Annotated in this window: 4 protein-coding genes; all 4 read right to left on the bottom strand. The window is 71.0% G+C overall.

Going from position 1 to position 2,923, the window contains the following annotated elements; all coding sequences use genetic code 11:
- Positions 1–419 (bottom strand): hypothetical protein (locus VKH46_13260; protein ID HKB71808.1); only part of this gene is annotated, 419 nt, incomplete at its 3' end.
- 102 nt (positions 420–521) lie between these two features.
- Positions 522–1,226, bottom strand: a complete 705-nt coding sequence (locus tag VKH46_13255) for a phosphoribosyltransferase family protein (protein ID HKB71807.1) — start codon at positions 1,224–1,226, stop codon at positions 522–524.
- A gap of 97 nt (positions 1,227–1,323) precedes the next feature.
- Positions 1,324–1,629, bottom strand: coding sequence for a hypothetical protein (locus VKH46_13250; GenBank protein ID HKB71806.1), 306 nt, complete (start codon positions 1,627–1,629; stop codon positions 1,324–1,326).
- 209 nt (positions 1,630–1,838) lie between these two features.
- Complete coding sequence (locus VKH46_13245; protein ID HKB71805.1) at positions 1,839–2,696, bottom strand: class I SAM-dependent methyltransferase; 858 nt, start codon at positions 2,694–2,696, stop codon at positions 1,839–1,841.
- Between the last annotated feature and the right edge of the window lie 227 nt (positions 2,697–2,923).

Genomic DNA, 2,923 nt, shown 5'->3' with positions numbered 1-2,923 from the left:
TCGTAGATGCTCTCCCGGCCGATCAGGACGATGCGCTCGAACCGCGGCCATCCCGGGCAATCGTCGCGCTCGATGCATGCGCCGAAGACGGGAAGGAGGCGGTCGTCGAACCGGCGGAGGACGGCGTCCCGGTAGGCGTCGACGAATGCGAGCTCGACTTCCGCGTCGGTCGCGCTCCTCGGGTCCGGCCGCGCGCGCAACCGGGCGTTCGCACGCGCCGCGACCTTCTCGAGAGTCGCGTTCACCATCCGATCGAGCTTCGCGGCGGACTCTTCCAGAGGAACGTACCGATAGGTCAGGTTGTCGGTCTCGGCCGCCGTGGCGATCTTCGCCAGCAGGACGCCGAGGAAGAGAACGCGCACCGCCGCGCGCCCGCGCCGCGGCGCGGTCCCGTAGCACCGCGAGATCCATGGTGCCATCGCGGCCCTCCGATCGCCGGAAAGCGAGGCGCTCCCGGCAGTCGGGGGAAAAGCCAGCGGCGTGCCAGCGCGAAGCCGGAAAGGCGGAATTCGGGCGGCGTGTCAGTCGGGCCGCGCCGCCGGAACGCCGACCCGCGATCGGGCGAGGATCCTCTCGACCTCGTCGTCCGCGACGTCGGTCCACCGCCGGTACGCGTCCGCCACCGCGAACCCGAGGCCGCCCCGGATGTTCGCGCAACAGACGGCTTCCACGAAACGCGCGAGCCGCTCGACGCTCCGTGCGTGGCCGGTGGGCGCGGCGATCACGATCTCCGCGGGGCCGAGCTTCTTCACCGCCTCGGCGGCGACGAGAAGCGTCATGCCGCTCGCGATTCCGTCGTCGACCAGGATCGCCGTCTTTCCGGCGACGTCGGGGGCGGGGACGCCCCCCCGCAGCCGCCCGACGCGGCGGCGGACCTTCTCCGCCGTCCGTTCGATTCCGCGGCGGCGAACGTCGCCGGAGAGGCCCAGGTCGTCGGCCGGCTCGGAGTCGATGCGGGACGTGCCGTCGAACGCGACGGCGCCGTAACCGATCTCGGTGCTCTGCGGAGGCGTGATCTTCGAGACGACCGCGACGTCGAGCGGGAGACCCAGCTCGGCCGCGGCGGCGGCCGCGACCGGGACACCACCGGCCGGAATCGCGACGAGCACCGCTCCGCTCCCGCGATAGCGGCCGAGGAGCGACGCGAGCGCTCGGCCGGCGTCTTCCCGGTCCTCGAAGACCGCGACTCTTCCCCGCAGATCCGGACGGTCGACGACCACTCCCACGCGGCGACGATTCTCCGCGGCCGCGTCTTCTTCCGCCAGATTCAACGGAATCACTCCCGCACCCGGCGAGCGCGATTTCCCCCGGCCGCTCCGGCCGTCAGCCGCGCGAGCGTCCGATCGCGAGATCGAAAGCGCGGCGGAGCTGATCCACGTCCAGCTCGGGGAACTGCTCGGCGAGACACGCCAGCGCCGAATCGAAGGTCAGCCGGGCCTGGCGAACCTGGTCGGCGCAGACGGCGGCCTCTGCTTCCGCCCGGCCGCAATAGACAAATGCCTCCCGGATCTCCGCCGCGCTCCTTTCCGGTTGCATCTCGGCCAGCCGCTGCTCGCGCCCGGCCGTCGCCGCCCGCCCCGGCGCGAGGACCGCGTCCATGGCGTCCCGCAGGAGAAACCGGTCGTGCATCAGGGTTCCGCCCGCCCGTGGGCCGAATCGAATCCCATGGTCCCCCTCGTCACCGATGCTACCGCCGTCGGGACCCGTCCGAGAAACGCTGCCGGCCGCGGTGCGCGAACCCATTCGACGACCGCGCTCCGTTCGCAAAGGACGACGACCGATGATGTACGCGCCCCTGACCGCCCGACCGCCGGAAGCCGACCCGGGGAGCGGCCCGCTCAGATGCGATCGAGCAGGACGATCCCTCCCATCCGGCGCATCTCCTCGCGCCGGGCGGCAGACCCGAGCCGCAGCATGAGGGAGAGGAGCCAGGCCATCTTCGGCTTTCGGTCCAGACGCATCCCTTCCTCGATCGTCGACCGGAACTCCCTCTCCTTCCAGCCGCGCGGTTCGAAGAATCTCGTCCCTTCGGCCGGAGCGAAGCGGAACGGCGCGTTCGCCTCCCCGACGTGCCTCCCGACGCGGCGGTCGAGCATCTTCTTCAGCCGCGGCGAGGCGATGTCGATCAGCCAGAGCCGCATCGCCGGCTCGGCGGCGAGGTCGCCGGCGAGCGCCGCCACCTGCTCGGGAGCGAGATACGCCAGGAGTCCCTCGGTGACGACGAGGATCGCCGATGCGCCTTCCGCGGCGCGGGCGAAGAGGCTCCGCCGCGCGGTCGGGTCCGTGAGGTCCGCCGCGACGCGCTCGAGCGCGCAGACGGGCGTCTCCCCCGCGAGTTTCTCCGTCTTGTAGGCGACCATCGCGGGGAGGTCGGCCTCGATCCACCGAAGCGAGCTCGGGAGCGGCAGCCGATAGGGGCGCGCGTCGAGCCCGGCCGCCATGTTGAGAACGCAATCCACGCCCTCGCGCTCGACCGAGCGAAGGATGATCTCGTCCATGACGGCCGTGCGGACGATCATCGGCCAGGCCAAGTCGCCCACCTTCATGCGGCGAACGAGCTCCGCGCCTCGTTCCCCCGCGAGCCTCTTCGCCAGCGGATCGCGGAAGATCGCGTCCGGCCGCTCGCTCTCCATCACCCGGTACTGCGCGACCCACAGCGCGGTGTCGGAGACATTGCGAAGGGTTTCGTCCGGCATGGCCGGGATTCTAGTGAAAGGCGCGGCCTGGATCGAGTCGATGCCGTCGCACTCGCGTGCCGGGAGGCGTGTCCCCCGACGATTCCCGTATCGCGAAGCGGCGAAGGAAGTGATTTCAGTCGAATGCGACGGCGAGGGCGCGGCCAGACCGAAGAGATCCGCACCACTCAGCGACATCAGTTGACGTCATCATCGAGGCGCGGCCAGACGTGCTGGAAGACGGGCCC

This window comes from Thermoanaerobaculia bacterium, assembly GCA_035260525.1.
Classification (GTDB): domain Bacteria; phylum Acidobacteriota; class Thermoanaerobaculia; order UBA5066; family DATFVB01; genus DATFVB01.
This window is presented reverse-complemented; position numbering and strand designations above follow the sequence as displayed.